This window comes from Micromonospora sp. NPDC127501, from assembly GCF_040302185.1.
Lineage (GTDB): Bacteria > Actinomycetota > Actinomycetes > Mycobacteriales > Micromonosporaceae > Micromonospora.
Map to the genome: position 1 here is coordinate 514,477 of NZ_JBEORJ010000003.1, position 26,864 is coordinate 541,340.

23 protein-coding genes are annotated in these 26,864 nt (G+C 70.5%); 8 read left to right on the forward strand and 15 right to left on the reverse strand.

What is annotated here, in order from left to right:
• Positions 1-16 precede the first annotated feature (16 nt).
• From yjfF to ABTW72_RS09730, 11 genes are all read right to left on the reverse strand, one after another.
• Entirely contained in the window at positions 17-1,006 is a 990-nt protein-coding gene (yjfF, locus tag ABTW72_RS09680; protein WP_210781560.1) for a galactofuranose ABC transporter, permease protein YjfF, read from the reverse strand.
• Positions 1,003-2,073 carry an ABC transporter permease gene (locus ABTW72_RS09685; protein WP_350856510.1) on the reverse strand — a complete coding sequence of 357 codons (1,071 nt, stop codon included), beginning with the start codon at positions 2,071-2,073 and terminating at the stop codon, positions 1,003-1,005. Before ABTW72_RS09685 ends, yjfF begins: the two co-directional genes overlap by 4 nt.
• Positions 2,070-3,611: a sugar ABC transporter ATP-binding protein gene (locus ABTW72_RS09690; RefSeq protein WP_350856513.1), complete on the reverse strand. Its 1,542-nt coding sequence runs from the start codon at positions 3,609-3,611 to the stop codon at positions 2,070-2,072. The genes ABTW72_RS09685 and ABTW72_RS09690 overlap by 4 nt, the downstream gene beginning before the upstream one ends.
• Positions 3,612-3,799: 188 nt before the next feature.
• Positions 3,800-4,804 (reverse strand): ABC transporter substrate-binding protein, encoded by a 1,005-nt coding sequence (locus ABTW72_RS09695; RefSeq protein ID WP_502892176.1) that lies wholly within the window; start codon positions 4,802-4,804, stop codon positions 3,800-3,802.
• A 130-nt stretch (positions 4,805-4,934) separates the two neighbouring features.
• Positions 4,935-5,627 carry an L-ribulose-5-phosphate 4-epimerase gene (locus ABTW72_RS09700; RefSeq protein WP_350856516.1) on the reverse strand — a complete coding sequence of 231 codons (693 nt, stop codon included), beginning with the start codon at positions 5,625-5,627 and terminating at the stop codon, positions 4,935-4,937.
• Positions 5,624-7,306: a ribulokinase gene (gene araB, locus ABTW72_RS09705; protein WP_350856519.1), complete on the reverse strand. Its 1,683-nt coding sequence runs from the start codon at positions 7,304-7,306 to the stop codon at positions 5,624-5,626. The genes ABTW72_RS09700 and araB overlap by 4 nt, the downstream gene beginning before the upstream one ends.
• 744 nt (positions 7,307-8,050) lie before the next feature.
• Positions 8,051-8,839, reverse strand: coding sequence for an ABC transporter permease (locus ABTW72_RS09710; RefSeq protein WP_350856522.1), 789 nt, complete (start codon positions 8,837-8,839; stop codon positions 8,051-8,053).
• A complete protein-coding gene (locus tag ABTW72_RS09715; RefSeq protein ID WP_350856525.1) occupies positions 8,836-9,813 on the reverse strand; it encodes an ATP-binding cassette domain-containing protein in 978 nt (325 codons plus the stop codon). Before ABTW72_RS09715 ends, ABTW72_RS09710 begins: the two co-directional genes overlap by 4 nt.
• A 33-nt stretch (positions 9,814-9,846) precedes the next feature.
• A complete protein-coding gene (locus tag ABTW72_RS09720; protein ID WP_350856528.1) occupies positions 9,847-10,689 on the reverse strand; it encodes a DUF4097 family beta strand repeat-containing protein in 843 nt (280 codons plus the stop codon).
• A gap of 73 nt (positions 10,690-10,762) precedes the next feature.
• Positions 10,763-11,287: a hypothetical protein gene (locus ABTW72_RS09725; RefSeq protein WP_350856531.1), complete on the reverse strand. Its 525-nt coding sequence runs from the start codon at positions 11,285-11,287 to the stop codon at positions 10,763-10,765.
• A gap of 91 nt (positions 11,288-11,378) precedes the next feature.
• On the reverse strand, positions 11,379-12,527 hold the full coding sequence (locus ABTW72_RS09730) for an FUSC family protein (protein WP_350856534.1): 1,149 nt from the start codon (positions 12,525-12,527) through the stop codon (positions 11,379-11,381).
• Positions 12,528-12,765: 238 nt separating this feature from the next.
• Between ABTW72_RS09730 and ABTW72_RS09735 the strand changes: the two genes are divergently transcribed.
• A complete protein-coding gene (locus tag ABTW72_RS09735; protein ID WP_350856537.1) occupies positions 12,766-14,994 on the forward strand; it encodes a hypothetical protein in 2,229 nt (742 codons plus the stop codon).
• Positions 14,995-15,003: 9 nt separating this feature from the next.
• Here ABTW72_RS09735 and ABTW72_RS09740 read toward each other — a convergent pair whose 3' ends face one another.
• Complete coding sequence (locus ABTW72_RS09740; RefSeq protein ID WP_350856539.1) at positions 15,004-15,759, reverse strand: SDR family oxidoreductase; 756 nt, start codon at positions 15,757-15,759, stop codon at positions 15,004-15,006.
• Between the two features lie 120 nt (positions 15,760-15,879).
• Between ABTW72_RS09740 and ABTW72_RS09745 the strand changes: the two genes are divergently transcribed.
• A complete protein-coding gene (locus ABTW72_RS09745) occupies positions 15,880-16,530 on the forward strand; it encodes a class I SAM-dependent methyltransferase (RefSeq protein ID WP_350856542.1) in 651 nt (216 codons plus the stop codon).
• Positions 16,531-16,784: 254 nt separating this feature from the next.
• Entirely contained in the window at positions 16,785-18,053 is a 1,269-nt protein-coding gene (locus tag ABTW72_RS09750) for an ice-binding family protein (protein WP_350856545.1), read from the forward strand.
• A gap of 208 nt (positions 18,054-18,261) precedes the next feature.
• Here the strand turns inward: ABTW72_RS09750 and ABTW72_RS09755 are convergent, their stop codons facing one another.
• Positions 18,262-18,792, reverse strand: coding sequence for an AAA family ATPase (locus tag ABTW72_RS09755; protein WP_350856548.1), 531 nt, complete (start codon positions 18,790-18,792; stop codon positions 18,262-18,264).
• A gap of 162 nt (positions 18,793-18,954) precedes the next feature.
• On the opposite strand from ABTW72_RS09755, the gene ABTW72_RS09760 reads away from it, so the two are divergent.
• Together ABTW72_RS09760 and prfH are read left to right on the forward strand one after the other, a co-directional pair.
• Positions 18,955-20,154 carry an RNA ligase RtcB family protein gene (locus ABTW72_RS09760; RefSeq protein ID WP_350856551.1) on the forward strand — a complete coding sequence of 400 codons (1,200 nt, stop codon included), beginning with the start codon at positions 18,955-18,957 and terminating at the stop codon, positions 20,152-20,154.
• Positions 20,151-20,780, forward strand: coding sequence for a peptide chain release factor H (gene prfH, locus ABTW72_RS09765; RefSeq protein ID WP_350856554.1), 630 nt, complete (start codon positions 20,151-20,153; stop codon positions 20,778-20,780). The genes ABTW72_RS09760 and prfH overlap by 4 nt, the downstream gene beginning before the upstream one ends.
• A 4-nt stretch (positions 20,781-20,784) precedes the next feature.
• Here the strand turns inward: prfH and ABTW72_RS09770 are convergent, their stop codons facing one another.
• Entirely contained in the window at positions 20,785-21,690 is a 906-nt protein-coding gene (locus ABTW72_RS09770; RefSeq protein WP_350856557.1) for an alpha/beta fold hydrolase, read from the reverse strand.
• A gap of 189 nt (positions 21,691-21,879) precedes the next feature.
• Here ABTW72_RS09770 and ABTW72_RS09775 point away from each other — a divergent pair, with 189 nt between their 5' ends.
• The 3 genes from ABTW72_RS09775 to ABTW72_RS09785 all read left to right on the forward strand — a co-directional run bounded on the left by ABTW72_RS09775 (position 21,880) and on the right by ABTW72_RS09785 (position 24,796).
• Positions 21,880-22,710, forward strand: coding sequence for a PIG-L family deacetylase (locus ABTW72_RS09775; RefSeq protein ID WP_350856560.1), 831 nt, complete (start codon positions 21,880-21,882; stop codon positions 22,708-22,710).
• Positions 22,711-23,061: 351 nt separating this feature from the next.
• Positions 23,062-24,255, forward strand: coding sequence for an endo-1,4-beta-xylanase (locus ABTW72_RS09780; protein WP_350856563.1), 1,194 nt, complete (start codon positions 23,062-23,064; stop codon positions 24,253-24,255).
• A 199-nt stretch (positions 24,256-24,454) separates the two neighbouring features.
• Complete coding sequence (locus tag ABTW72_RS09785; protein WP_112585316.1) at positions 24,455-24,796, forward strand: ArsR/SmtB family transcription factor; 342 nt, start codon at positions 24,455-24,457, stop codon at positions 24,794-24,796.
• 21 nt (positions 24,797-24,817) lie between these two features.
• Here the strand turns inward: ABTW72_RS09785 and argS are convergent, their stop codons facing one another.
• Positions 24,818-26,536, reverse strand: a complete 1,719-nt coding sequence (gene argS, locus ABTW72_RS09790; protein WP_350856566.1) for an arginine--tRNA ligase — start codon at positions 26,534-26,536, stop codon at positions 24,818-24,820.
• Positions 26,537-26,864 lie beyond the last annotated feature (328 nt).

Consider the following 26,864-nt stretch of genomic DNA (forward strand, 5'->3'; position numbering starts at 1 on the left):
TCCGCGAGAGGGGCGGTCACTTGTAACGGATTCCGATGAGGCGCTGAAGGAGGATGAACGCGAAGAGCAGACCACCAATCACGATCTTGGTCCACCAGGAGTTGAGGCTCCCGTCGAAGGTGATCAGGGTCTGGATCACACCGAGGACCAGCACGCCGAGGACCGTGCCGAAGACGTAACCCGCGCCGCCGGTGAGCACCGTGCCACCGATGACGACGGCGGCGATGACGTCCAGCTCCATCCCCACGGCGATCAGCGGCGCGCCGGAGAGGGTGTAGAACGACAGCAGGATCCCGCCGATGGCCGAGCACAGACCACTGATCGTGTAGACGGCGATCCGGGTCCGGCCCACCGGCAGACCCATCAGCAGCGCCGACTGCGGGTTGCCGCCGATGGCGTACACGTTGCGCCCCAGTCGGGTGTAGGCCAGCGTGTACGCGGCGATCACGACCACCACGAAGGCGATCAGCACGCTGATCGACACGAAGTTGCCCCGGGGGTCCCCGATCCGCTCCTGCGACATCGAGGTCCAGAACCCGTCGGTGATCGGGATCGACGCGCCGGAGATGAAGGTGCACATGCCCCGGGCGAAGAACATCCCGGCGAGCGTGACGATGAACGGCTGGATCTCGAAGAAGTGGATGACGCAGCCCATCAACAGGCCGAGCGTCGGACCGATGAGCAGGGCGATGACCAGCACCAGCGCCGCCGGCATGCCGTCCTGCAGCAGCGCGGCCGACACCATCGCCGTCATGGCGACGACCGAACCGACCGACAGGTCGATGCCACCGGTGAGGATCACGAAGGTCATGCCCACCGCGACGACGAGCAGGAAGCCGTTGTCGATGAAGACGTTGAAGATGACCTGGACGTTGGAGAACGCCGTGTACTGCGAGACGCCGATGCCGTACATCACCAGCAGCAGGGCGAGCGTCGCCAGGACCGGTATCTGCTTCCTCGGCAGCCGGAACCGGGTACGACCGGCGGTAAGCGTTCCAGTGGTCATGCCGGCACCTGCTCCTTCGGCTTGTCGGCGATGGTGGCGGGCGGCGGGACGTTGCGCCTGCGTCGGCGGAACCGGGCCCGGAAGGCCGGCGCCTGGATGAGGCACACGGCGATGACGACGACCGCCTTGAACAGCAGCGAGGTCTGCGGTGAGATGTCCATGGCGTACACCGTGGTGGTCAGGGTCTGGATGATCAGCGCGCCGATGATCGTGCCGCTGAGGAAGAACCGGCCACCCGCGAGCGACGTACCGCCGATGACGACCGCGAGGATCGCGTCAAGCTCGACCCAGAGGCCGGCGGCGTTGCCGTCGGCGCTGGAGACGTTGGCGGTCATCATGAAGCCGGCGACCGCGGCACAGGCGGCGCTGATCACGTACACCAGGAAGATGACCCGGCCGGACCGGATGCCGGCGAGCCGGCTGGCCATGGCGTTGCCGCCCACCGACTCGATGATCATGCCGAGTGCGGTGCGACGGGTGAACGCGGCGACCAGCAGGGCCGCCGCGAGGGCGATGAAGATGGCCAGCGGCAGGGTCAACGCGTGGCCCAGACCGATCGCCCGGTACGGCTCGGAGTTGATGGTGATGATCTGGCCCTCGGTGATCAGCTGGGCGAGACCCCGGCCGGCCACCATCAGGATCAGGGTGGCGATGATCGGCTGGATACCGATGACGGCCACCAGCACCCCGTTCCAGGCGCCGAGCACGAGCGAGACACCCAGCGCCATCGCGAGGGCGGTCACCACCACACCGAGGCTGTTCTGGTCGGGCTGCTTGCTGATGTACATGCAGGCGATCGCGCCGCTGATCGCGCAGAGCGAGCCCACCGACAGGTCGATGCCGCCGGTGGAGATGACCAGGGTCATGCCCAACGCGACGAGGATCAGCGGAGCGCTCAACCGCAGGATGTCGATCGGCGTGCCGTACAGGTGCCCGTCCTTGAGCTCGATGGACAGGAACCCGGGCCGGTAGATCGTGTTCGCGGCGAGCATGGCGAACAGCACGGCGGCGGGCCAGAACAGCCGGTGACCGATCATCGTCCGATAACGGCTCGTGGTGTCGTTCATCGGTCTGCCTCCTCCCGGTGGGATCCGCTGGCGATGGTCTGCATGATGCGGTCGGCGTCCAGGCTCTCGTCGTTGGCGAGCTGCGCGACCATCTGCCGGTCCCGCATGACCGCCACCTTGTGGCTGAGGCGCAGCACCTCCTCCAGCTCGGCGGAGATGAACAGCACCGCCATACCGCCGTCGGACAGCTGCGTCACGAGCTTCTGGATCTCGGTCTTCGCGCCGATGTCGATGCCCCGGGTCGGCTCGTCGAGGATCAGCAGTCGTGGCTCGGTGATCAGCCACCGGGCCAGCAGCACCTTCTGCTGGTTGCCGCCGGAGAGGTTGCGTACCGGCACCTCCGGGTCGGCGGGCCGGATGTTGAGGGCCTTGACGTACTTGTCGACCAGCTCGTCCTGGCGCCGACGCGGAATGGGCCGCAGCCAGCCGCGTGCCGCCTGCATGGCGAGGATCATGTTCTCGCGGACCGACAGGTCCGCGACGATCCCCTCGGCCCGGCGGTTCTCCGAACAGAAGCCCACGCCGTGGTCGATGGCCTGCGCGGGGCTGCGCAGGCTGCTCGCCGTGCCGTCGACCGCGACCTGACCGTCGTCGGCGCGGTCGGCGCCGAACAACAGGCGCGCGACCTCGGTACGCCCCGAGCCCAGCAGGCCGGCCAGGCCGACCACCTCGCCGGCGTGGATGGTGAGGCTGAACGGCTCGACCGCACCCGACCGACCGAAGTTCGACACCGCCACCAGGGGGGTGCCCTCCTCCAGCGCGGCCAGGTCCCGCCGGGAGTGCTCCTCGATGCCCTCCAGGACGTCGAGCTCCTTGCCGATCATCTTCTCCACCAGGGAGAGCTGGGGCAGCTCGGTGGTGAGGTACTCGCCGACGAGTCCGCCGTTGCGCAGCACGGTGATCCGGTCGGAGATCTCGTAGACCTGGTCGAGGAAGTGGGTCACGAACAGGATCGCGATGCCCTGGTCGCGCAGTTGCCGCATGATGCGAAACAGCTGCGCCACCTCGCCGGCGTCGAGGCTGGACGTCGGCTCGTCCAGGATCAGCACCCGCGCCTTGATGTCGATCGCGCGGGCGATGGCGACCATCTGCTGGATCGCGAGCGAGTACGAGCCGAGTGGCGCGCTGACGTCGAGGTCGAGGTCGAGGCGGGTCAGCAGGGCTCGGGCGCGACGGCGAACCTCACCCCAGCGGACGGCGCCGAGGAGCCGAGGCTCACGGCCGATGAAGATGTTCTCCGCCACCGAGAGGTTGGTGCAGAGGTTGACTTCCTGGAAAACGGTGCTCACACCGGCGGCGGTCGCCTGCATCGGCCCGGTGAACGACACGGGCTCACCGTCGAGGGTGATCGCGCCCTGGTCGGTGTCGTAGACGCCGGTGAGCACCTTGATGAGGGTCGACTTGCCGGCGCCGTTCTCGCCCATCAGGGCGTGCACCTCGCCGGGGAAGAGCCGGAAGTTGACGTCGTGGAGTGCGCGCACCCCGGGGAAGGACTTGCTGATCCCGGTCATCGTCAGGACCGGACGGCTATCCGTCATCCCATCAGACCTCTTCTGGGTTGTCGACACGGAAGGGCCGCCACGCTCCCGCCACGCCCGCCCGGTCGTCCCTGGGGGTCGCTCGGGCGGGCGTGGTTCGGGAGTCGTCGCGGGCCGAGCCCGGTCCGTTTCGGGTAGGGAAGCGACGCGGCGGGGCCGCCACGCGAACGCGGCGACCCCGTCGTCGATCAGTACTTGCGGTTGGGCAGAGCTTCCTTGGCCTGCTCGGTCGTGAAGGTGGTCTCCTCGGTCTCGATCCGAGCAGGCACCTCCTCGCCCGCGTGGACCTTCTTGGCCAGGTCCATCAGCTGCGGGCCGAGCAGCGGGCTGCACTCCGCGATGAAGTTGAACTTCCCGTCGGCGAGAGCCTGCATGCCGTCCTTGACGGCGTCGACCGTGATGATGGTGATGTCCTTGCCGGGCACCTTGCCGGCGGCGGTGATCGCCTCGAGCGCGCCCAGACCCATGTCGTCGTTGTGCGCGAACAACACGTCGATCTGCTTGTTGGCCTTGAGGAACTGCTCCATGACCTGCTTGCCGCCGGCCCTGGTGAAGTCACCCGTCTGAGAGGCGATGATCTTCAGGTTCGGGTTGGCGGCGATCGCCTCACCGAAGCCCTTCTTACGGTCGTTCGCCGGCGCCGCACCGGTGGTGCCCTGCAGCTCGACGATGTTCACCGGGCCCGAGGCGGTCTTCTTCTGCTCGACCAGCCACTCACCGGCGAGCCGGCCCTCCTTGACGAAGTCCGAGCCGAGGAAGGTCTTGTACAGCGACTTGTCGGCCGAGTCCACCGAGCGGTCGGTCAGGATGACCGGGATGCCGGCGTCCTTGGCCTCCTTGAGCACGGTGTCCCACCCGGACTCCACCACCGGCGAGAAGGCGATCACGTCGACCTTCTGCTGGATGTAGTTGCGGATCGCCTTGATCTGGTTTTCCTGCTTCTGCTGAGCGTCGTCGAACTTCAGCTCGATACCGGCCGCCGTGGCGGCATCCTTGATCGAGGTGGTGTTCGCGGTACGCCACCCGCTCTCCGCACCGACCTGGGAGAAGCCCATCGTGATCTTGCCGTCGTCCTTGGACCCGCCGCCACCGGTGTCGCTGTTGCCGCAGGCCGCCACGCCGCCGACCAGCAGCACGCTGGCGAGGACCGCGGCAGCGCGCCACGGAGCGGACTGCGTTCGCATCTTTCCCATCGAATCTCCTTGGCTGGATGTGGTGGGTAACCGCGCCGACCGCCGAGGTGCGAAAGAGCGGCGTACGCGGGTGGTGCGTGCTGGTGCGTCGTGGTGCAGACCGACGGGTCTCGGATGATCGGTGCAGGGGTCAGGAACCCGCCGGTGCGACTGGTTGTTGACCGTAGACGTTCTGGTAACGGTCATAAAGAGCATCGATGTCTGCCTGGGCCATCGGAACCGGCTGCCCAAGGGTGTGGGCGAGGTGCGCGGTACGGGCCACGTCCTCACACATGACCGCCGCCTTGACCGCCGCGCGGGCGTCGCGGCCGATGGTGAACACGCCGTGGTTGCGCATCAGCACCGCGGGCGAGCGGTGCCCGGAGAGCGTGGCGACGATGCCCTTGCCGATGTCGTCACCGCCGATCAGCGCGAACGGGCCGATCGGGATCTCCCCACCGAACTCGTCGGCCTGGGCGGTGAGGTGGCAGGGGATCGACTCCCCACACGCGGCCCAGGCGGTCGCGTACGAGCTGTGCGTGTGCACGACCCCACCGACCTCGGGCATGGCCCGGTAGACGTAGGCGTGGGCGGCGGTGTCGCTGGACGGGGCGAAGTCGCCCTCGACGAGAACGCCGTCGAGGTCGCACACCACCATGGTGGCCGCGGTGAGGTCGTCGTAGCTCACCCCACTCGGCTTGATCACCATCAGGTCCTGGCCGGGGACCCGCGCGGAGACGTTGCCGGACGTCCAGGCGACCAGGTTGTACCGGGTCAACTCGGCGTGCAGGCGGGCGACGGTCTCGCGCAGCTCGGCGATCTGTCGGGTCACCTCGGCGTTCACGCCACCACCTCCAGCGGGGCCTCGTGGCTGGTCGCGGCGGTCTCGACCGCCGCGTTGCGGATCGCCCGCAGGCGGAGCATGACGTCGTTGCCGCCACGTCCGAAGTGGTCGTGCAGCGCCCGGTACTCGGCGTAGAGGGCGTCGTAGGCGCGGGCCCGCTCGGGGTCCGGACGGTAGACGGCCTCGTGCACCCGACCCATCGCCTGCGACGCCTCGTGGATCGAGGGGAACTCACCGGCGGCAACGGCGGCGTGGATCGCCGAGCCGAGGGCCGGCCCCTGCGCCGAGGCGATGATGTTCAGTGGTCGCCTGGTCACGTCGGCGTAGATCTGCATCAGCAGCGCGTTGTTGGTCAGACCACCGGCGATCACCAGGTCGTTCACCGGGACTCCGGCGTCGACGAACGCCTCGATGATCATCCGGGTGCCGTACGCGGTGGACTCCAGCAGGGCCCGGTAGATGTCCGCCGGCCGGGTGGCCAGGGTCATGCCGACGATCATCCCGCTGAGGTCGTGGTTGACCAGCAGGGAACGGTTGCCGTTCCACCAGTCCAGCGCGATCAGGCCGTGCCCGCCGACGGGCTGACTCGCGGCCAGCTCGGTGAGGCGTTCGTGCGAGTCGACGCCGGCTGGAGCCGCGTGCTCGACGAACCAGCCGAAGATGTCGCCGACTCCGCTCTGCCCAGCCTCGTAACCCCACGCGCCGGGGCTGATGCCGCCGTCCACCACACCGCACATGCCGGCCACCTCGGCGACCTCCGCGCCGTTGACGACGTGGCAGGTCGAGGTGCCCATGATGGCGACCAGCCGACCGGGCTGCACCGCCTGCGCGGACGCCGCGGTGACGTGCGCGTCGACGTTGCCGACGGCCACCGCGATCCCCTCCGGCAGGCCGGTCCAGGCGGCGGCCTGGGCGGTGAGCGAACCGGCCCGGGCGCCGAGGGGCAGCAACGGGCCGTCCAGCTTGGCCACGAAGTCGCCGAAGTTGGGGTTGAGCGCGGTCAGGAAGCCCTCGGAGGGGTAGTGACCGTCCTGGAGGATGCCCTTGTAGCCGGCCGTGCAGACGTTGCGGGTCTCGGTACCGCAGAGTTGCCAGACGATCCAGTCGGCCGCCTCGATGAAGCGCTCGGCCCGGTCGTAGACCTCCGGGTCCTCCTCCAGGATCTGCAGACCCTTGGCGTACTGCCACTCGGCGGAGATCTTGCCGCCGTACCGGCCGATCCACGGCTCGGCCCGCTCATGGGCCAGCGCGTTGATCCGGTCGGCGTGCGGCTGCGCGGCGTGGTGCTTCCACAGCTTGACCCAGGCGTGCGGTCGGTCGCGCAGCTCGGGCGTCTCGCACAGCGGGGTGCCGTCGGCGAGCGTCGGCAGCACGGTGCAGGCGGTGAAGTCGATGCCGATGCCGACCACCGCCGCAGGGTCCACCCCCGCGGCGGACACCGCCGCCGGGACGGCGTACCGCAGAACGTCGCGGTAGTCCTGTGGGTTCTGCAGGGCCCAGTCCGGGGGCAGCGTTCGACCTCCCGGAAGCGCCGTGCTGATCACGCCATCGCCGTACTCGTGCACCGCGGTCCCCAACTCGGCACCATCGCCGACACGGACCACCAGAGCTCGCCCGGACAGGGTGCCGTAGTCGACACCGACGACGTAGCGGTCGTCAGCTCCGTCCACACGGTTCATGTTCACCTCCACCGTTAACGGGGATAGTGTTAACGCTCACATCCAGGCTCGTCAAGACATCTACCCGCAACAGCTCCGTAACGGAACGCGGAAGGCGGACCGACTCGGGAGGGTAGATAGCGGACCGGTGCAAACCCCAAGATTCCACCCTCAACGGCAGCAGCCATCCGACGAATGGGGCCCTCGGCCGGTACGAGTGGCGCCCGGAGACCGTCGACACGCGGCGCGACAGGTCCAGGGCGCCGCACACCGCGGCGTTGCCGTCCGATAGCGACCACTTCTCCCCCCGGTGCTGATGGCAGCGATAACATTCCCGGGGCGCTGCGGTCGCGTGCCCGGATCCGCCCGACAGCCATCGACGACCATGCGGGCTCATGGCTGGGCGCTCCGGAGGACGGCCCGCCCACCGCGAAGCCGGACGGCATGCCGGTGTTATCGATAACATTCAACGTCTTGGCGTGCCCGCGTCCCGGGTCGACCCCCGCGCCAAACGGCGCCCCGGGCGGCGCCGGGAAACAAGGTCCACTCGCGCTCCGGGAAGTCGCGGGGTCCGCGCGACGGCGTGATCGGCCGACGTCACGAAAGCCGAGTCGATCAGGCACCCGCGCCGCCGACCCGCCGGTCGATCACGCACCCGCGCCGCCGACCCGCCGGTCGCACGACGCCACGAGCCGGCGGCCCGGCCCCTGTGGGCCGAGCCGCCGGCTCTTTGTTGCGTTGGCGGGACTGAGCGCGCCGGACGGATCAGGCCGTCCGGTTGCGGTTGTACAGGGCCTTGGCCCAGAGGAAGCAGCCCACGGTGATGACGGCGCACCAGACGACCGCGATGATCCCGTTGGCGCCGATCCCGGTACCCAGCAGCAAGCCGCGAAGGGTCTCCATGACGGGTGTGAAGGGCTGGTAGTCCGCGAACCACCGCACCGCGGTCGGCATGGAGTCGGTGGGGACGAACCCGCTGCCGAGGAACGGCAGGAGGATCAGCGGCATGGGCAGGTTGCTGGCCGTCTCGACGCTGTCACTGACCAGGCCGAGGGCGACGGACAGCCAGGTGAGCGCAAAGGTGATCATGGCGAGCACGCCGATCGCGGCGAGCCATTCGACAGCATTGGCGGTGGGCCGGAACCCGACCAGCAGCGCCACGACCGTGACGGCCACGAGGCTGAGCATGGTCTGCACCAGGCTGCCCAGTACGTGACCCGTCAGGACCGACGGTCGGAAGATCGACATTGTGCGGAACCGGGCGATGATCCCCTCGGTCATGTCCATCGCGACCGAGATGGCGGTGCCCTGCGCGGCGCTGACCACTGTGATGAGCAGGATGCCGGGGGTGACGTAGTTGGCGTACTGGGACCGGTCGCCGGACGGGCCGAGACCGGCGCCGAGCGTGCCGCCGAAGACGTAGACGAAGAGCAGCAGGATGATGATCGGGATGCCGATGAGCAGGAACGTCATCGACGGGTACCGCCGCATGTGCAGCAGGTTTCGCCGGAGCATGGTGCTCGAGTCGCGGACGGCGAGGGAGAGGGTGCTCATCGCGCGGGAGCCCTTTCGTGGTCGGGTCGGCTGGCCCGGGTGTCGGGCTGACCGGTGAGGGTGAGGAAGACGTCGTCGAGGTCGGGGGTGTGCACGGAGAGCCCCGCCACGCTGATCGAGGCGCGGTCGAGCTGGTCGAGCAGGGATCGCAGCGACCCGACCCCGCCGTCACTCGGCACCTGGAGGGTCAGCGCCCCGTCGTCCCGGGTGGCGGCGGCGAACGTCCGGGCCGCCGAGTCGAGCCCCTCCTGGTCGGCGAACTGCAACACGACGTGGCCGCCCGGGATGAGCCGCTTGAGCTCGCGCGGCGTGCCCTCGGCGATCAGTCGGCCGTGGTCGAGGAACGCCACCCGGTCGGCGAGCTGATCGGCCTCCTCCAGGTACTGCGTCGTGAGCAGGATGGTCACGCCCTCGGCGGCGAGCGCGCGGATGATGTGCCACATGGCCCGGCGGCTGCGCGGGTCGAGGCCGGTGGTCGGCTCGTCGAGGAAGATGACCCGGGGCTCGCCGACCAGGGTCATCGCGAGGTCGAGCCGTCGGCGCATGCCACCGGAGTACGTCGACACCGGCTTGCCCGCCGCCTCGGTCAGGTCGAACTGGTCGAGCAGGTCGGCGATCCGCCGCCGACCGGCGGCCTTGTCCAGGTGGCACAGGTCGGCCATCAGGATCAGGTTCTCCCGACCGGTGAGCAGGTTGTCGACGGCGGAGAACTGGCCGGTGACGCCGATCAGCGCGCGTACCGCGTCGGGTTCCCGGGTCAGGTCGTGGCCGAAGACGCGGGCGTTGCCGCCGTCGGCGTCGATCAGGGTCGAGAGGATCTGCACGGTGGTGGTCTTGCCGGCGCCGTTCGGACCGAGCAACGCGAAGATGGTGCCCTCGGTGATCATCAGGTCGATGCCGTTCAGCACGACCTTGTCGCCGTAGGACTTGCGCAGGTCGGTGGCGACGATCGCGGGGTTCATGGAACTGGTCATGGTCTCCTCATCAATGGTCGGCGGAGCGGTGGATCAGGCGCGGCGGATCATGATGTCGCCGTAGGAGGTGTTCGCCCGGACCTCGACCGTCTCGTCGGTCTGCGCCGGGCTGTCGGTCGACTCCAGCGCGTTGTGCACGCGGCCGTGCTTGGAACTGACGTCGAGCCAGGCGGCGGTTCCGCGACGGATCCCGACCTCGATCGCGCCGTAGGAGGTCTGTGCATCGATGGCGCCGCGGGTGACCGCACCAAGCCGCAGGTTGCCGTAGGCGGTGCGCGCCGTCACCGAGGCCTGCGAGGCGTCCACCGTGATGTCGCCGTAGGCGGTGTTGATCCGGACGTCGCCACCGCTGTGGCCGATCCAGCAGTCGCCGGACGAGTTCTTGATCTCGGCGGTGCCGTCGACAGCGCCGATGCGCACCTTGCCGGACGAGGCCTTCACCCGGGCGGAGCCCAGCACACGCTCGACCGCGACCTCCCCGTGGCTGCTGTCGATCTCCAACGGCCCGGTCTCGTCGAGTCGGATGCCGCTGCCGGTCTTGATCCGACACTCGCCGAGCCGACCCTCGCAGCGGAACGCCGCCCACGCCGCCTCGGCGTACACCCGCGACCCGGTCGGCACCTCGATCTGGACGTCGACCGACGGCCCCGGGCCGAACCCGTAGCGGCGCCAGCTCTTCGGCACCCGGATCACCAGTCGCCCGGCGGTGAACTCGACGGTGCTCTGGTCGGCGGCGCTCACGTCGGCCTTGCTCGACGGGTCGCGGGGCCGCACCGTCACCACCGTGTCGGTGCGGTCGCTCGCGGCGATCCAGGCATCGCCGATCGGCAGCTCGATCTGGACGGAAATCGGTTCTGGCGTCTCGAAAACAGGCATGGTGGTCTCCCGAAAGGTGGTCGGCGAAGGTCGCCGCTGGTCAGCGGCGTGGTGGTGGACGGGGTACGGGGAGTTAGCGGGCCCAGCCGGTGAAGTGCTGGCCGGAGGTCGGCTCCACCCGGCGGGGTGGACGACGCTGCGTATCGCCCGCACCGATGGCACCGGCGACGGCGCGCACCAGCCAGGCGTTGACCGACAGCCCGGCGCGGCCGGCGGCGTCCTCGACGCTGGCCTTCAGGTGGTCGGGGAGCCGCAGGTTGATCCGCGAGGTGCCACCCTCTTCGCCGTCGGGCGCGGACACCGGCACCGACAGCGGCGGCGGCCCGCTGGGTTCGCTCGCCACCTCGACCGGCGGGTTGGCCGGTGTCACCACGAAGTCGGGCTCGCGCCCGCGCAACCGAACGTGCACCGAGCCCGGTGCGAGGTCGCGGGTGATCTCGTCGGCCGCGTCGGACAGCGCTTCGAGCAGCGTGAGACGGGTGGCCGCCTCCAACTGCGCGAAGAGGCGTTCGGCCAGCGCCCGGGCCTCCGGGTCCACGCCCTCCGCGGCCACGGCGAACTCGTTACGCAGGTTCTCGACGTATGACCTCAGCTCCATGGCACCATCATGGCACCACTTTGGCTCAGAATGCAACAGGCATGGCTCAGGAAGGCGTCACCACCTGGCACCGCCGGGGGTCACCCGGCTCTCAGAGGTCGCCGAAAAGCCTCCGGACCAGGTGGTTCGCGTCCTCCTGGCTCAGGCCGGAGGCGACCAGGAGGTCACTGACGGTCGTCCGGACCTGTGCCACCACCACCGCACCCGAGAAGCCGACGCCGTCCCGATAGGCGTGCCCGGCCGTCCGGACCGCTCGTAGCGCCTGCTCCCGAGCCCGGTTCGGCTCGTCGCCCGCGGCGAACTGCCGCTTGAGCAGGCGTACCGCCTCGGCGAGATCAGCCACCGCCGCCGGCAGCGATTCCGGCACCGGCTCGCCGTCCTCGATGAGCGTCACCGATCGTCGGATCAGGGTGCCGCTGTTGCGCACCGCCCGGTCGATCGGCTCCGCCGCCTGCGCGTAGCGGCCCACCGGCCCGCGCCGTTGATGCCAGTACACCGGTGACAGGGTGCTCGCCTCCCGGGCGCCCTGGGTCGCCTCGACGAACGCCTTCAACCGGCCCGCGCTCTGCCGCAGCTCGCCCCGCGCGGTACGGGCCAGAGCGGCATCCCGCTCGGCCAGCGCCTCTGCGGTGGCGTCGAGCTGGGTCGCGAGGAGATCCAATGCCGGCCGCGCGGCCCGGTTGAGCACCCGTAGTGGGTTCAGCGGCAGCAACACGGCGGTGACCAGCAGCGCCACCCCTCCCCCGATGAGCGCGTCCACGAACCGGGGGATCTCCAGATCCCGGACGGCCGGGCTGAGCGTGGCGATGAGCACCGCCGTCGCCCCCGCCTGGATCACCACCGCCGCGCTACCCGCGAGGAAGAGCGCGACGACGATCGCCAGCACGACGATCAGGGCGAGCTGCCACCACCCGGTGCCGATCACCAGGAGGAGCAGGTCACCGATCAGCACTCCCACGGTGACACCGATGATCAACTCGACGGTGCGACGCAACCGCTGGCCGACCGACGCGGCAAGCGTCGAGACGGCGGAGATCGGCGCGAAGACAGGCTGCGACACCTGCAGCAGCGAATGCGCCACGAACCAGGACAGCCCCGCGGCCAGGCCGGCCTGTAGGGCCAGGCCGCCGATGGTTCGTACCCGGCGGGCCCGGTCGCGCAACGCGGCCACCACCCGGTCCCCCCACCGAACGACGGTCGACGGGCCCGCGTCCGCTCCGCGCCGACCGGCAGCGACCATGGCGGCACCTACCCCGCCCCGACCGGATCAATCCTCGCCGGCAGGGGCCGGCCGGTGACCGCCGATGGGCCCGGCCTGGGGACGGTAGCGCCCCGGCCGGCCGAGATTGAGGGCGTCCGGATCGGGTAGACCCGGCTCTGCCGTCACCGCGGTCGGCCGGCTCCGAGCGTGACGTCGGGCTGGGTCGCGGGACAAGGCTGCGAAACGCCTCGGGGGGACGTCGGATGGATCAGCGCGGTTGAGCGGGCCGGACGACTCCGGTGACGTCGTGGAGCTACGGGTGCACGGAGTCTCCGGAGCGAGCGCCGCACAGGTGCTGGGCCTGCAACAGACCAGGCAGGTCGCCGGTGACCGCAGTGGCGGGTTCTACCGGCCGCGCCCCCGGTACTCGGACAGCGCCGTGCACGGGGTGACGGTTGAGGCGTACCGCTGGGGTGACCTGCCCTCCGGGACCGTGGCCCGCACCCTGGCGGTGGTCTTCCTGCTCCCCTTCATGCTGGTCAACGTGGCGATCTGGATGCGCCCGGCCAATCCCCGTTCCGAGGCGACGGTCAAGTCCCTGTGCCGGGTGCTGGCGCTCACGCTCACCGTGTTGTACGTGCTCGCCATCGCCGGCGTCGCCCTGGACCTCGTCGGTTGGAAGTGCCTGGCCTCGCCGGACTGCCTGGCGGGACGCAGTTGGTTGTCCTGGCTGGGTGGACGCCCGGTCGGACTGCGGCTGGCGGTGCTCGCACTGGTCCCGGCCGCCGCGATCGGTCTGATCTGGCGGGTCAGCTGCCGTCCGGGGCGGACCTTCGAGGCGTTTCGGGCACCCGATCAGGGCACCTCCGCGTCTCGGCTCGGCACTGTCGGCCAGTGGGACGCGGAACCACTGGTGGGCCGGTTGCGTGCCATCCACGTCGCGGCGGCCTTCGCGACGCTGGACCTCGTCCTGCTTCTGGCCCGCGGCGCCGGTGACGCCTCGGCGGCCACCATCGCGCTGACGGTGGTCACGGGGGTGATCCTGACGGGCTGCGTGGGACTGCTCTGCACACCGCCGCTGATGGACCGGGCCCCCGGCGACCAGCGGCTCGACCGGGTCACCCGCACCCTCCGGACCGCTGCCATCGCCCTGACCGTGGTCGTCGTGGCACACGTGCCGACCAGCTCCCAGCCGTGGCCGCAGGAGCACGGGCTTCCCGGCTACGACCCGACCCTGGCTGGTCTGTTCGTGGCGCAGACGACGCTGTTGGCCGCCCTGGGCGTGGTGCTGCTCTCGCACCGGCGCCGGGAACACGGCGCCACCCCGCTGTTCGGGCTGGGCGCTCTCGTTGTCGCCGCCACCGGGATCAGCATGGCGGTGGCGTACTCCGCCGAACTGGTCTACCGGGTGGCGGACTTCCTGGACCGCGACGTGTCCACTGGAGCGGGCATCGCCTCCGGCCCACCCCGCGCCTACACCTGGGCGATCTACGGCTTTTTCCGGGCGGTGCTGGCCACCGCGATCGTCGCCGTCCTCGTCACTCTGATCTCCCGCCGGAGTCGCCGCCGCGCGGCGGCGGCGATCGTCGGGCGCGACTTTCCGCACCCACCGGCCGAGGCGGGGCCCCGGCTGCGGCAGGTCCGAGACGCGATAGCCCGGGCTCGCTTCACCGAGAAGCTGGTGCCGCTGGCCGTGCTCTACGGTTGCCTCGCCGGACTCGCCACGGCCACCACCACCATCGGCCTGCTGGGGCAGTTCCCGAGCGACGTCATCGAGCGGAACATCGGACTGCCGGCGGACGCGATCACGTTCGCCATCGCGTTCGGAAGCTGGGTGATCGCGGCGATCATCCTCGGTCTGATCATCGGCGGCATCTTCGCGTACCGGACCGAGCCGTACCGCCGGCACATCGGTGTCCTCTGGGACCTCGGCACCTTCTGGCCCCGGGCCGCCCACCCGTTCGCGCCGCCCTGCTACTCCGAGCGGGCGGTGCCGGAACTGGCTCGCCGGATCACCTACCTGGTCGAGCGCGGCGACGCGGTGCTGCTCACCGGGCACAGCCACGGCTCGGTACTGCTCGCCGCCACGGTGCTCCAACTGCCGCCGCAGGTCGGCGACCGGGTCGCCCTGCTCACCCACGGATCCCCGCTGCGCCGCCTCTACGGACGGCTCTTCCCCGCCTACGTCGACGACGCGGCACTGCACGAGATCGGCCGGCGGGTGGGGTGGCGCTGGGTGAACCTGTGGCGCGACACCGACCCCATCGGTGGCTGGATCTTCTCGCCGCGTCCCGCATCCGCACCGGCCACCACCGGTGACCCGGCCGCCGCGGTGGATCGTCGACAGCGTGATCCCCGCGACGTGGTGACACCCCCCGGCGACAGCGTCGCCCCACCCATCCACGGGCACTGGCCGGGCGAGTCCGACGAGCCGTTCACCGAGGCGGTACGGGAGTTGGCGCAGCGCCTCGGTGGGCGGGCCGGCCCGCCCGGGACGCCGAGGTAGTGGACTGGCTCAGTGTCCCCGGCCCGCCCGGGTACGCCAGTCGTCCAGGGCGGTGCCGGCGAGGCGGGCACCGTCGGCCGGGACGAGGGAGCGTTCGCCCAGCTTGGCGCCGAAGTACCGGGCGTCGGGGTCGGCCACCACCGAACGACGGTCCTGTTCGTCGGCGAGGAGGGACCGGCCCAGTTCGTCGAGGCGGAACTGCTCCGGGCCGGCGACCTCGACCACGGAGTTCGTCGGCGCGCCGAGCGCGACCTCGGCGACCGCGGCCGCGACGTCATCCGCGGCCATCGGCTGAATGAGCACCGGCGCCAGGTGCACGGTGTCGCCGTCCGTGGCGGTGTCGATGATGCCCTGGAGGAACTCGAAGAACTGGGTGGCGTGCACCACCGAGTACGGGAGTCCGGACGCGACGATGAGCTTCTCCTGGGCGACCTTCGCGCGCATGTACCCGCTGTCCGGGATCCGGTCACACCCCACGATGGAGAGCGCGACGTAGTGGTGAACCCCGGCGTCCGACGCGGCGGCGAGGAGCGTCCGGGTCGAGGTCTCGAAGAACTCCAGTACGGCGGCGTCCTCGAACGACGGCGAGTTCGACACGTCGACGACGACCTCGGCGTCGGTGAGGGCACCGGCCACCCCCTCGCCGGTCAGGGTGTTCACGCCGGTCTTCGGCGATGCCGGCACCGCCTCGTGGCCCTGGGCGCCGAGGCGGTCCACGAGTTTGGAACCGATGAGGCCGCTGCCCCCGATGACGACGATCTTCATGGCCGCACCACGTCCTGTCTGCACTGGGTTGAATCGTGCTGCAAACCAGTAAGACGGAAAGCGTGCACCGATGCAGGACAATCGCCGGAGAACAGTTCGACGGAGATCAGGGAGGTCGACGTGGCCACGGTGTCCCACCCGGTGTTCGCTCGGGTCTACGAGCGGCTCAGCGTCGCCATGGACCGCGCCGGCACTGCGGCCTTCCGGCGGGACCTGGTCGCCGGCCTCTCCGGCCGGGTGATCGAGATCGGGGCGGGCAACGGGCGGATGTTCGCCCACTACCCGCCGGGGGTGACCCAGGTCCTCGCGGTCGAACCGGAGCGGCGTCTGCGTGCCGCTGCCGAGCGCGCCGCGTCGACCGCACCGGTTCCGGTCACGGTCGTCGACGGTCTGGCCGAGGCGCTGCCCGCCGGGGACGGCGAGTTCGACGCGGCGGTGGTCGCGTTGGTGCTGTGCACCGTGCCCGATCAGGCGAGCGCGATGGCCGAGATCAGCCGGGTGCTGCGCCCCGGAGGCCAGGTGCGGTTCTTCGAGCACGTGGCCGCCGAGGAGGCCACCGGTCTGCACCGCGCCCAACGAGTCCTCGACGCCACACTGTGGCCGAGGCTGTTCGCGGGCTGCCACACCAACCGCGACACCGTCGCCGCCATCGGCGCGGCCGGCTTCGAGGTGGAGGAGCTGCGCAGGTTCCGTTTCCCGGCCACCAGCAACAGCCCGTCCTCCCCCTGCGTCCTCGGCCGCGCGGTCAGGCCGGTCCCGACGGCCCGGTGACAGGCCGAGGTTCATTCGACCGCCCGGCCGCACCCGCCGTCCGCCTGCCTGCCTGCCGCGGAGGCGGCGAACAAGAACGCGAAGGTCAGTCCAATTCAGATAGATTCACTTCGGCTATTGTCCCAATTTGCCCTCATTTGAACACCTGACGTGATGTGGTGGTCAGCGCGCTTATCAGCGCCATACAGGCCGTATCACGCAGGACGCCGCTCGCTTGGACGTCTCCTGCGAGTAGTACCCACGGAGGGTGTTCTGTGACAGCTAAACCCAAACATTGGCTACGGCGGCGACTCGTCCTGCCGTCGCTCGCGGCTGGCGCAGCCGCCACAGTGGCAGCCAGCCTGCTGCTCTTCAGCTCGACCGCCGCCAACGCGCAGGAGGCACCGGTCAACCTCGGGACGGCGGCCGACTTCTCCGTCCTGGCCGGAGCGGAGCCGACCAACACCGGCCCCAGCTTCCTGGCCCAGAGCCTCGGGCGGTTCCCCGGAAACACCGCGTCCGGCTTCGGAACGGCAACCATCGGGGGCGAGGTACACCTCGGCGACGCGGTCGCGCTTCAGGCGCAGAGCGACCTGACCATCGCCTTCAACGACGCCGCCGGCCGGACCCCGTTCACCGTCCTGCCGGCCGAGCTGGGTGGCAACACGCTCAACGAAGGGGTCTACCGGATCGGGGCCGCCCAACTGACCGGACCGTTGACGCTCAACGGCCAGGGCGACCCGTCGGCCGTGTTCATCTTCCAGGTCGACTCCTCGCTGACGACGGCGTCGAACAGCAGCGTCGTGCTGATCAACGGGGCCTCGGCCTGCAACGTGTTCTGGAAGATCGGCAGCTCGGCGACGATCGGCACCGGCACCACGTTCGTGGGCACCATCATGGCTCAGGCCGCGATCACGATGGCCACGGGCGCGACCCTCCAGGGCCGCGCGCTGGCGCGTACCGCCGCCGTCACCCTCGACACCAACGTCATCACCGCGCCGACCTGCGCCGGGCCGACAGGCCCGCCCGGACCGACCGGCCCACCCGGGCCCACCGGTCCGCCCGGCCCGTCCGGTCCACCCGGCAGCCCCGGAGCACCCGGTAGCCCCGGTGCACCTGGCAGCCCCGGCGCACCCGGAAGCCCCGGCGCACCCGGCAGCCCCGGCGCGCCCGGCAGCCCAGGCGCACCCGGCAGCCCCGGCGCGCCCGGCAGCCCCGGCGCGCCCGGCAGCCCAGGCGCACCCGGCGCACCCGGCAGCCCCGGAGCCCCCGGCGCACCCGGTAGCCCCGGCGCACCTGGTCCGTCCGGACCTGCCGGAGCACCCGGAGCACCCGGAGCACCTGGAGCACCTGGAGCACCTGGCAGCCCAGGTGCACCCGGCAGCCCTGGCGCACCCGGTCAACCTGGTGGTGGCGGCAAGCAACCCATCCTGCCGGTCACCGGCGGCGGTGCGGTCCCGGCCATGACCGGCGTCGGAAGTGTGCTGGTCGTGCTGGGCGCGGTCGCGTTCTTCCTGGCCCGGCGTCGACGCCTGGAGTCCTGATCGGTGGCCCGGCCGGGTGTGATCCCGGCCGGGCCACGCCACGTCGGCCCGCTCCCCACCGGAAGCGGGCCGACGACGCGTTCGCCACGGACGGTCAGTCGATGAGCCCCAGCTCGCGCATGGCGTCGTCCTCGCGCTCGTGCGAGAGGTGGAAGCAGGATCCGTGGCCGGGGGTCGTCGAGGCCCACCTCGTCGACCCGCACGGCCGTCACCGGCGGGGCAGCCCGGCCAGCCAGACGTCCAGCTCCGCCGGGGAGCGCAGCAACACCACGGGCGGTGCGGACGGGTCGGCCTGCCAGGCCCGCATCCGCTGTCGGGCCCGGCCGAACGCGGTGACATGCCAGACCAGGATCGAGTCCGGGGACAGCACGCTGCCCAGCGACTCGCGGTTGCCGTTGCAGATCACCTCGCCGGTGACCACCCGACGGACGGTGCGGCGGAGCAACCGCCCGAACGAACGCCATCGTGGATAGTCCAGGCCGACGACCAGATCGGCGCGGGCCATCGGGACGTCGCGCCAGCCGTGGTACGCCCCGTCGATGATCCAGCGGTCCCGTCGGCAGATCTCCTCGATCCGGCTGCGTTGCTGGGCGACCGGCACCTCGACCCAGCCCGGTTGCCAGAGCAGATCGTCCACCGGATACCAGGGCAGTCCGAGGTGTTCGGCCAACCGCGCCGCGAGGGTGGACTTGCCGGAGCCGTACACCCCGTAGACCAGGATGCGGCGCGGTGCGCTCATCGCGGCAGCGTACGTCGTGAAGGAAAATCAGTTGTCGTGCCTGGCGCGCCTCGGCCAGAGTGACGTCCATGACGTACTGACGGACTCCACCCCCTGCTCCGCGCCACCGGTGATGCCTCCCGGGGGCCGTGACGCCGTCCGCTTTGACGTTCGCAGCCAGAGATGAGCCTCTCCTTGTCCCAGCACCACCTCCCTCGGGAGCCCCTGCCCCCGTCCGCCCCGGCCACCGTCACGGTGTTCGCCTCCGCCGCGAGCTGGATCGAGTCCGATGCGCTCGCACAGTGCCAACAGGTCGCCGCCCTGGACGGCATGCGGCACGTCGCCGCGATGCCGGACCTGCATCCCGGCAAGGGCGCGCCCATCGGCGCGGCCATGGCGTCGACAGTGCTGTACCCGTTCCTGGTGGGCTCCGACATCGGCTGCGGCATCGCCGTGTTTCCGATCAAGCTCAAGCGGGCCGTACCGGAGCGGCTCGCCGCCCGGTTCCCTGACCTCGACCAGGCGCTCGACCCGGTGCGCGACGCCGACGACCCCGCCTGGGCCGCCGTCGAGGGTGACGTTCCGGCCGGTCACCTGGACGGTCTCGGGACGGTGGGCCGGGGCAACCACTTCGTGGAGCTGGCCCGCGTCGACACCGTCTTCGACGTACGGCACGCGGGCCGGCTCGGGCTCGACGCGGGCGATCTCGTGCTGATCGTGCACAGCGGTTCCCGTGGTCTGGGCGAGGGGATCCTGCGGGCGCACACCGAGGTCCACGGCGCCGGGGCGGCGCCCGACCCCGCCGCCTACCTGGGCATGCACGACGACGCCGTGCGCTGGGGTTCGCTCAACCGCCGGGTGCTGGCCGCCCGGGTGGCGCACGCGTTGGGGGCCGAGCCCACCGCGCCGATCGTCGACCAGTGCCACAACCTGGTCGAGGTCCGCGACGGGATGTACCTGCACCGCAAGGGAGCGGCGCCGGGTGACGGGCGCGATGTTCTGATCGCCGGTACCCGGGGAACGGCGTCCTACCTGGTGGCCGCGCACGCCGGGCCGGAGGCAAACCATTCGGTGGCCCACGGCGCTGGCCGCAAGATGTCGCGCGCCGACGCCCTGCGGCGGGGCCGGGCCAAGCACACGGTCGAGGAACTGCGCCGTACCCCGGTGGGTTCGCTGGTGGTGTGCGGTGACCGGCAGCTGCTCTTCGAGGAGGCGCCCACGGCGTACAAGCGCATCGAGCAGGTGATCGCCGACCTGGTCGAGCACCGGCTGGCCACACCGGTGGTCAGCACGACGCCCCTGGTCACCTACAAGACGGCCGACCTCGGGTCCGCCGCACGCTCGGAGCGGCGGGGCCACCGCGGCCGGCGAGGCCGCTCGTGACCGCGTTCCTGCTGATGTCGGCCGGGCGTGGGCCGCAGGAGTGCGCCTGGGCGCTGAGTCAACTGCTGCGCCGTCTGCGGGGCGAGGGCGTCCGCCGGGGTCTGACGATCCAGCAGGTCGAGGCGGTGCCCGGTGACCGCGCCGGCACCTACCGGTCGGTCCTGATCCGGATCTCCGGCATCGACGCCGAGGCGTTCGCGGCGTCGTGGACCGGGACGCTGTGCTGGCAGGCCCCGAGCCCGTACCGGTCGGGCACCGGCCGGAAGAACTGGTACGTCACCGCCCAGCCGCCCGAACGCGACGCTCCGTCGACGACGTTTCGCGAGGCGGACGTCGACATCGTCGCCTGCCGCACCGGCGGGCCGGGTGGTCAGCACCGGAACAAGGCCAGCACGGCGGTACGCGCAACGCACCGCCCCTCGGGCCTGGTGGTCGTGGTGGACGAGGAGCGGCAGTTCAGCCTCAACCGCCGGATCGCCCTCGACCTGCTGCGCCAACGCATCGAGCAGGGCGACGAGGCAACGCGGCGTGCCGTCACCACCGCCCGGTGGCGCATCCACGACGGGCTGGTTCGCGGCGATCCGGTGCGGGTGGAACGTCCGACGCCCCGGCGACCGGGAGGCTAGCGACTCAGACCTCCAGCACCGCGTCCGCGAATGCCTGCGGTGCCTCCTGCGGCAGGTTGTGCCCGACACCGCCCCCGACGGTCCGGTGCTCGTACGGGCCGGCGAACTGCTTGCCGTAGACGGTGGGCTCCAGGTGCGGCGCACCGTTGGCATCGCCCTCCAGCGAGATGCTGGGCACCGTGATCTTCGGCTTCGCGGCCAGGCGCTCCTCGATCTCCTCGTACTGCGGCTCGCCGTCGGCGAGGGCGAGCCGCCAGCGGTAGTTGTGGATGACGATGTCGACGTGGTCGGGGTTGTCGAACGCCGCCGCGCTGCGGTCGAACGTCGCGTCGTCGAACGTCCAGCCGGGGGACGCGGTGTGCCAGATCAGCTTGGCGAAGTCACGTCGGTTCTTGTCGTACCCTTCCCGACCGCGCTCGGTGGCGAAGTAGTACTGGTACCACCACGCGAACTCCGCCTTCGGCGGCAACGGGACCGTGCCCGACTTCTGCCCGTCGATCAGGTAGCCGCTCACCGAGACCAGACCCCGGCAGCGCTCGGGCCACAGCGCGGCGACGACATCGGCGGTCCGCGCGCCCCAGTCGAACCCGGCGAGCTTCGCGGTGTCGATGTTCAGGGCGTCCATCAGGGCGATGAGGTCGAGCCCCATGGCCGCCGGTTCACCGTTTCGCATGGTGTCGTCGGAGAGGAACCGGGTCGTGCCGTAGCCCCGCAGGTACGGGACGACGACCCGCTGACCGGCGGCGGTCAGCAGCGGCACGACGTCGGCGAAGCTGTGGATGTCGTAGGGCCACCCGTGCAGGAGGATCACCGCGTCCCCGTCGGGCGGCCCGGCGTCCACGTATCCGACGTTCAGGACTCCGGCGTCGACCTGACGCAGGTCAGTGAACCCGCCAGTGGCCCTTGCCATCGGTTTCTCCCCGCGTCCGGACCTGCTCGGATGTGCCGATCAGGCCCGAATCTAGCGACCTGCCCGGAGCCTGAGCGCCGTTCACACAAGGACCGCTCGACGGATGCCGACCTGGGTAGGATGCCCGCTCCCGCAGACCTTCCCGGTGGAGGTCGTGGGGCCGTGGCCGGATGACCGTAGGGTGATGGCATGGCTGAGCGACCTCTGACCCTGATGGCGGTGCACGCCCACCCCGACGACGAGGCGACGAGCACCGGCGGCGTCCTTGCCCGCTATGCCGCCGAGGGGGTCACCACCGTGCTCGTGACCTGCACCGACGGGCGATGTGGGGACGGCCCGGGTGGCGTCAAGCCGGGCGAGGAGGCGCACGACCCGGCGGCCGTGGTGGCGATGCGCCAGGCCGAGCTGGAGGCCAGCTGCGCCACGCTGAACGTCACCCACCTGGAGACCCTCGGCTACGCCGACTCGGGGATGATGGGCTGGCCCACCAACGACCTGCCCGGCGCGTTCTGGACGACACCGGTGGCGGAGGCCGCGGCCCGGCTCGCCGAGCTGATTCGGCGGTACCAGCCGGACGTGATCGTCACGTACGACGAGAACGGTTTCTACGGCCACCCGGACCACATCCAGGCCCATCGGATCACCATGGCCGCCGTCGAGCAGACGGACGTCCCGGCGAAGGTCTACTGGACCACGGTGCCGCGTACGGCGTTCGCGGAGTTCGGCCGGATCATGAAGGAGCTCGGCGTCGAGTGGGCCGAGCCGGACGCGGCGTCGGAGCCGGGGCCGCAGCTCGGCCTGCCCGACGACGAGATCACCACCTGGGTCGACACGAGCAAGTACGGCGCGCAGAAGTTCGACGCGCTGGCCACACACGCCAGTCAGACCGAGAACATCTTCTTCCTGCAACTGGGCCAGGAGCGGTTCACCGAGCTGATGGGCGTGGAGACCTTCGTCCGGGTCCGGGACCGGACGGGCGCGCCGACCCCCGAGGACGACCTCTTCGCCGGTCTGCGCTGAACACTCTTCCGTAGCGCCACCAGGCATCGTCGACCACCGGGTCGACGATGCCTGCGGCGTGCGCCGCGATGACCTCACCACGCGAACCGGTCGGTCGCCGGTCGCCGGTCGCCGGTCGCCCGAAAGTTTCGACCGCCAGCCACTCAGCGCTGGGCAGGTCATGTGATGAATTTCCGGAAGTTTTCAGCGTTGACGCCCAGACATAGATCGGCTTAACGTTTCGAGCACGTTTCCGGTTTCCGGCCGGAACTACCGGCGTCACCCGACCCGATCGGCTTCCCCGCCCGTCAACACCGAACCCTCACCTCCTAGATCGACTTTTGCCTATTGATCGTCTGGAAGGGAAGGCACATGAAGTTAAGACAGTGGTCGACCGTCGGCCTGGTCGCCGTCGCGACCATCGCCACGCTGAACACGGTGCCGGCGACAGCGAGTCGACCGTACGACCCCACGACGCAGAGCCTCGGCACCCTCGGCCTGCGCCATGGCCTGCACGTCGGCACCGCGGTCAACATGGATGCCCTCAACGACGCCAGCGACCCGCAGTACCGCAAGCTGGCCTCCTCCGAGTTCGCCTCGGTCACGGCCGAGAACGTGATGAAGTGGGAGAGCCTGGAGCCGACCCGCGGCGCCTACAACTGGGGGCCGGCCGACCAGTTCGTCGACTTCGCCAAGCGCAACCGGCAGAGCGTGCGCGGTCACGTGCTGGTCTGGCACAACCAGCTGCCCGCCTGGTTGACCAGCGGCGTCGCCGACGGCTCCATCAGCAAGCAGGAGTTGCGCGAGCTGCTGCGCAAGCACATCACCACAGTCGTGAACCGCTACAAGGGCAAGATCTGGCAGTGGGACGTGGTCAACGAGGCGGTCAGCGACCCGTGGGACACCCCGTCGACCCTGCACTACAAGGGCTTCTGGGCGCAGAACCTCGGGCCCGGCTACATCGCCGACGCGTTCCGCTGGGCGCGGGCCGCCGATCCCAGGGCCCTGCTGTTCTACAACGACTACAACATCGAGGCGTTCGGCTCGGGCAACCCGGCGGACGACAAGACCCAGTTCGTGTACGACATGACCAAGAGCCTGCGCGCCCAGGGCGTCCCGATCGACGGTGTCGGCTCGCAGGGCCACCTGGGCACCCAGTACGGCAACTTCGACACCCTCCAGGTGACCGCCGCGCTGAAGAAGTTCAGCGGGCTCGGCGTCGCGACCGCGTTCACCGAGGTCGACGTCCGCAGCCAGCTGACGGAGGGCGTCCAGGCCGGCAACTCGGAGGAGATCAACCCCCGGCTACAGGCGTCGGCCGCGAACTTCAGCGTGCTGATGAAGGCGTGCCTCGCCGTGCGGAGCTGCCTGTCGTACACCGTCTGGGGTTTCAGTGACAAGCATTCGTGGGTGCCGGGCTGGTTCGACGACCCGCCGGAGGGCCTGGCCACCATCTACGACGAGAACTACCAGCCCAAGCGGGCGTACCAGGAGTTGAAGTCCGACCTGATCTTCGCAGGGCCGCCGTACGTCCTGCCCCGCATCGCACCCAAACCTCGCCGCTGACGCGCAGATCACCGTAGGGCCGTGTGGAGCTTCCCGAAGCTCCACACGGCCCTTGTGCCACCACGGACGTCGGCGTTCGACTCACGTTCGGTGCTTCCGGTGCGCCATCCGGACGCCATCGGAGGGCTGGTGCCGGATCTGCCGGTTTATTGATGGTGTTGGTGTCACTATGGCAGGCGTGGGAACTGCGAAAACTGCCATGCCTGCGATCTCGCCGCTCACCGGCGATCCCATCAAGCGGGCCGATGCCGAGCGGCTAGCGGGGGTGCTGAAGGCCTTCGCCGATCCGGCGCGACTCCGGTTGCTCAGCCTGATCCAGTCCGCGCCGGAAGGTGAGGCGTCCGTGAGTGACCTCACCGCGGCGCTCAATCTCTCCCAGCCGACGGTGAGTCATCACCTTCGGATCCTCACCGAGGCCGGCCTACTCGAACGCGACAAGCGTGGGGTCTGGGCGTACTACCGCCTGGTGCCCGCCGCGATCGCGCAGATCGCCGACCTGTTGACGCCGCCCCGGAAGCGGGCGACGAAGAGGGCCCGCTGACCGGGGCGCAAGGCCGGCTCGTCACATCCGCTCCAGCGTGCGGATGCCGAGCAGGTGCAGCCCCTGCCGCAGGGTCCGGGCGGTCAGCTCGGCCAGCAGCAGCCGGCTCTCCCGCAGCTCATCCGGAGCACGCAGCACCGGGCAGCGCTCGTAGAACGCGTTGAACGCGGTCGCGAGTCGGTGCAGGTACGCGGCGAGCTGGTGAAACTCGAGACTCCCCTCCAGTTCGCCCACCACCCCGGCGAAGCCGAGCAACTCGACCGCGAGCGCCCGCTCCGCCGGCTGCGCCACCACGATGGGCGCGTCCGGCCGCACGGCGGTCCCGGCCCGCCGCAGCACGGACCGGATCCGGGCGTACGCGTACTGAAGGTAGGGCGCCGTGTTGCCGTCCAGCGCCAGCATCCGCTCCCAGTCCAGGACGTAGTCCTTGGTCCGGTCGACGGACAGGTCGGCGTACTTGATGGCGCCGATGCCCACCGCACGGCCGATCTCGTCGGCGGTCCCGGCGTCCAGATCCGGGTTCCTGCTCCGCGCCAGGTCGGTGGCACGGGCGACCGCCTCCTCCAACAGCCCGACCAGCTTCACCGACTCACCGGCCCGGCTGCGCAGCATCCGCCCGTCGGCGCCGAGGATGGACCCGAAGCCGAGGTGCTCGGCCCGGGCCGGCGGGCAGAGCCAGCCGGCCGCCTCGGCGACGGCGAACACCATCGCGAAGTGCTGCCGCTGCGGCAGGCCGACGACGTACAGCAGCCGGGTAGCGCCCAGCTCGCCGACGCGCTGCCGCAGTGCGGCCAGGTCGGTGGCCGGGTAGCCGTACCCACCGTCGCTCTTGCGCACGATCAGCGGCAACGGCTCGCCGTCCCGGCCGCTGAACCCGGGCGGAAAGACGCACTCGGCCCCACCGCTGGGCAGCAGCAGCCCCAGCCGGTCCAGGTCGTCGACGACGTCCGCGAGCAGGTCGTTGTAGGCGCTCTCGCCCCGAAAGTCGGCCCCGGACAACGTCACGTCGAGCAGGTCGTACACGCTCAGGAAGTACCGCTCGGACTGCGTCACCAGCAGCCGCCACAACCGGCGGGTCCGCTCGTCACCGCCCTGCAACGCGACCACCCGCAGCCGCGACCGTTCCTGGAACGCCTCGTCGGCGTCGAACTTCACCCGGGCCGCCCGGTAGAAGGTGTCCAGGTCCCCCACCGACAGGTTGTGCGCGGCTTCGGCCTCACCGAGGTCGATCAGGTGCTCGATCAGCATGCCGAACGGTGTCCCCCAGTCACCCAGGTGGTTGACCCGCACCACCCGGTGCCCCAGCCAGTCCAGCAGCCGCACCGCCGCATCACCGATGACTGTGGAGCGGAGGTGCCCGACGTGCATCTCCTTCGCCACGTTGGGCGCCGAGTAGTCGACCACCACGGTCTGCGGCGACGCCGTCGGCGGCACGCCGAGCCGGGCGTCACCGGCCAGCCCGGCGACCAGGTCGGCCAGGGCCCGGTCGGCAAGCGTCAGGTTGAGGAAGCCCGGCCCGGAGACCTCCGCCGACACGCCGACATCGTCGAGCACGGCGTGCGCCAGCACCGCTGCGGCGATGTCGCGCGGCGGGCGGCCGAGCCGCCGGGCCAGGGCCAGCGCCGCGTCGGACTGGAAGTCCGCACGCGGAGACCGCCGCACGAGCGGGTCGACCGGGCCGCCGGCCACCGCCGCGAACGCCGGTGCCAGCCGATCGGACAACAACTTTTCAAGATCCATGAGTACGCCGATCTCGCTCGGACCCGCGCTGTCACGCGAGCCGTTGACGGGGAGATGCGGGCGGATCGAGGACGACCAACGAACGACCGGCGGCTCGATCCGCCGGTCGCGGGAAACAGGTCAGCGCGGGCGGGCGACGGATCGCCGGCGTCGCCCCGCACCGACCTGGACGTCACACGACAGTCCGGTGGTGCACTGAGCGATCACACTGGTCATGCGGGGCAGCGTAGCGCCCCGGCCGGTGCCACGACACACGAATTCCCGTGGTCCACCGATGCCCGAGACGCCGCGTGGTCGTTTCGGTCGACTCGGGGCAGGGAACTGCCTC